The organism is Thiomonas sp. (assembly GCF_034007205.1).
Taxonomy (GTDB): domain Bacteria; phylum Pseudomonadota; class Gammaproteobacteria; order Burkholderiales; family Burkholderiaceae_C; genus Thiomonas.
The window spans coordinates 1-3,660 of record NZ_JAVERI010000043.1 but is presented as its reverse complement, the minus strand read 5'-3'; the positions used below and the strand labels follow the sequence as shown (position 1 = coordinate 3,660).

Here is a 3,660-nt window from a genome sequence, read left to right as displayed (position 1 = left end):
TGTCGTGCATCGATGTTCTGGGCAATGGCCTTGCTGAGCTCCGGTCCCCGTCTGGTCTGTGCCAGCCGCTTGAACAGGATATCATCAACAGGCTTGAAGCCGGGATCCTTGTCTTTACCGATCTGCAGCGGGATGTCGCTGATCAGGGTGGCAACCATGCGGTTGAGCTGCTTGGGGGTGAGGTGTTCAATGGTCTCGTCCAGCAGCTGGTCTGACACCTGGTTGAGGACCTGGGAGTAGAGCTGCTCGCCAAAGAGTCCCTTGAACCGCTGGGCCAGGATATTGCCCAGTGCAATGCCTTCCATGGAGGCCAGTTCAGCTCCGGCCTGCCGGGCAACCCGGGTCTGCTGCTCCTTGCTCAGCAGCTGTTCGTAGTGGGCAAGCATGCGGTTAAAGGCGGCAAAATCAGTCTGGCCTTCTGTGTGGGCCTGCGGATCACTGACCTGTCTGGCTGCGGCCGTGATAACCGGTGCCGACCACTCCGGCTGTCTGAGGCGTTGGAGCAGGTGTTCGGGCAGCTGACTGATCGGTGTGTCCGGGTTAAGCAGCAGTTGTCGTGCATCGATGTTCTGGGCAATGGCCTTGCTGACATTAGGCGGACCTGTCTGTTCCAGGTGTGTAATCCAGGAGAGTGCATTGTCAGCAGTCATGGGATGCTGCCGCACATCTCCCTGGGGTGACAAGATGTGCTGCAGGGTGATATTTGAAAGTAAGGAATGAAGATGTTCAGGTGGAATGCGGTTGAAGATCGTACTTAAAACACTGTCGGTATCCGCTGTGATTGGCAGATGAGCAACAAGTTGTGCGAGCACTGAAGGATCGAGGCCTGCCAGGTGGTTTGCGATACCGGCTATTTTCTGGTCATGTGCAGCAGCTCCGGGTTCCTGACTCAGTTGTTGTAAAAGATCGATGACTGTTTTGTTGATATCTTCGGACTGTTCGTCTGAAATAGTCCCTGTAGCCGACAGTTGACCGATGAGTTGATCAACCAATGTCGACGAAACACCCGGGATCATTTCCTGAGCACCATGCTCAAGGATAAAATTGGTCAACTCTTCGTCGCTGATATCAAGTCCGGATCCGATCAGTTCCTCGTTAACGACCTGTTCGCCTTCACGGAGGACAACATACTTCATGGTATCAACGGTGACAGAGGCAATATCCGCTTCGGATAACAATGAGGCTATAGATCTGCTCGCCTCTTTTTCCGCTAAGAATGAAGAAAGAAGTTCAACAAAGAAGCTGCATTCTCTGGTGGTGAACGCTTCATGGAAGGTGAGTGAATGAATCTGCAACCGGTTAAAAAGGGTGATCAGACCCTGGATCTGCGGGCGAGCGTGGTCTTTGTCTGTGAGATGTTCTCCGCAGATAAGCAGCCTGCCGTCTGAACAGGCAATGGTGACTGATCTTTCTGTTGTCTGATGCGTCAGGAGTGCACTGAATGTCTTAAAGAAAAAGTCATTGCTCCGCTGGACCTGCGGGTTGGTGCTTGGATAAAGCCGCATTGTTCTGAGGGCCGTATACAAACGGACAGAGAAGTCCAGGAGCAGGCTGTGGCGATCGGTGGCAGAGGAAGGAGATGAGAAAGTCATGGTAGAGTGGGGGTCATCGAGCGCCTTTTTGAAAAAGAACCGTTTTAACGGTGCGGAAGACAATCAAAAGATCAATAAAAAAAGACTGATGTTTAATATAATACAGATCATATTCGAGCTTGCGCAGGGCGTCTTCTTCAGATGCTCCATAAGGATAACATACCTGCGCCCACCCGGTGATGCCTGGTTTAGTGGCGTGACGTAATGAGTAATACGGCAGTTTCTGGACCAATTGATTGACAAAGACAGGTCGTTCAGGTCGGGGACCGACAAAGCTCATCTGGCCGAGAACAACATTCCACATCTGTGGGATTTCATCAATGCGAACTTTCCGGATGAAGCGGCCGACGCGAGTGACACGGCTATCGTTTGTTGCTGCCCAGACAGCACCATTTTTTTCAGCATCTTGGCGCATTGACCGGAACTTTAAGATGTAAAATGATTTGCCACGTTCTCCTACCCGTTCCTGCCTGTAGAGAACAGGGCCTGGTGATTCAAGTCGGATGAGAATGGCTGTCACTATAGATATCGGCAGGCTCAACACAAGCCCGATGAATGCAAGAAAAAGATCTAAGATGCGTTTGGAAAGATAGGCCAGGCGGCCGTAGTCAAATCCTTCGGAGAAAATGAGCCAGGCAGGATTTACTTTTTCAATGAGAATTTTACCGGTGATGGTCTCGTAAAAGGATATCCCATCTTCAATGAGTTTCCCCTGTAATTTTTTTTCGAGGAGATCGGTGGTCGGCATGACTCCCCGGCGGTCATCAAGAGCGACAACAATATGATCGATTTCTGAAAGGACCGGGTTACTGTTCAGGTCACTGAAGGTATGAAAGACAGGAATATTCTGATGATCAAAAACTGGAGGGTTGTTGCCGATAATTGCTGCAATGATGAAGCCGGACTCCTTGTTCTCAAGAATTTCAAGGACAATTCTGGCAGCCATTTCTCCGGTGCCGATAATGATAATGTCTTGTGCTAACAATTTTTTCTGAAGAATAAAATAATAGAGTGATCTCCACAATAAAAGAGTTATGCAGATAAGAATATAACAACCAAAGAATGTAGATGTAGAGATAATAATGAATGGAAATACAAAGTAGAGAAAAGCTAAGACTATACAACCAGCCCCGAAAGCCTGCATCATACGCATAAAGGTTTCGCCGGTCGGCCCGGTTTTTCTGAAGTCATACAGATCAAAAAAGTACAAAGTCAGTTGAAAGACGATCGTTACAATAAGAGCTCTCGGTAGAAATTCAGATGGGACAGCGAAAAACAGCTTCCATCCTGAAATGAGAAGAAGGACACCGAGTACACTTGAAAAAATAAGAAACCCTTCGCCTAAGAAAAAAATCAACTTACGAGCCGGATAATATTTGTTCAGAAGATAAGGCATAGTTTCTCTGGCGATAACATCGCGTATAATCGTTTAATGGTTTGCTGATTGGTAGAGGCCCAAAAGGCGGAGGAAAAATTTTTTAATAAATGTGGAAAATGTTGATGATTATTTGTCAATGCAGTTTTCTTAAAAATAAAGAAAACTGCACTTATTTAACCTATAAATGCTGCAGTATCCATCATAGTTTTTCACACACTTTTCCGCAGTAAAGCAGCAGGAAAACAATGGCCTGAGTTGACATCCACCTGAAAAATCGGATCAGAGCTCTTCCGGAATACAGGTTGACTGTACAGAATATGGTCTCTGCAACAGGCGAGCCGATGCCTGGTACCGGTCGGTAAGAGGTGGCTCCACTTGTCTGAACAAGATCTTCTAATTTTTAAGTGAAATCTCTGTCCATAGTTACGCTGCCTGTTGGACCGCCGGCAGCATCGCGGTATACGCCTCGTTAGGCGTTTTTCTCTTTATTTTGGAGTGTGGTCGACAGCGGTTGTACCAGTCGAGATAACGTATGATCGATCTGCGGGCCTCGACGACTGAGCCATAGGCATGGAGATACACTTCTTCGTACTTGACTGACTTCCACAATCGTTCCACAAACACGTTGTCCCGCCAGGCGCCCCGGCCATCCATGCTGAGCTTGCATCCGCGGTCTTTGACCGCCCGGAC

At 48.2% G+C, this 3,660-nt stretch carries 3 protein-coding genes; all 3 read right to left on the bottom strand.

The window, feature by feature from the left end; genetic code table 11:
• Positions 1–1,592 (bottom strand): hypothetical protein (locus RBR52_RS15370; protein WP_320378149.1); only part of this gene is annotated, 1,592 nt, incomplete at its 3' end.
• Between the two features lie 13 nt (positions 1,593–1,605).
• Complete coding sequence (locus tag RBR52_RS15365) at positions 1,606–2,988, bottom strand: TIGR03013 family XrtA/PEP-CTERM system glycosyltransferase (RefSeq protein ID WP_199262987.1); 1,383 nt, start codon at positions 2,986–2,988, stop codon at positions 1,606–1,608.
• A gap of 405 nt (positions 2,989–3,393) precedes the next feature.
• The coding region (locus RBR52_RS15360) for an integrase core domain-containing protein (protein WP_320378148.1) at positions 3,394–3,660 on the bottom strand (267 nt) is incomplete at its 5' end.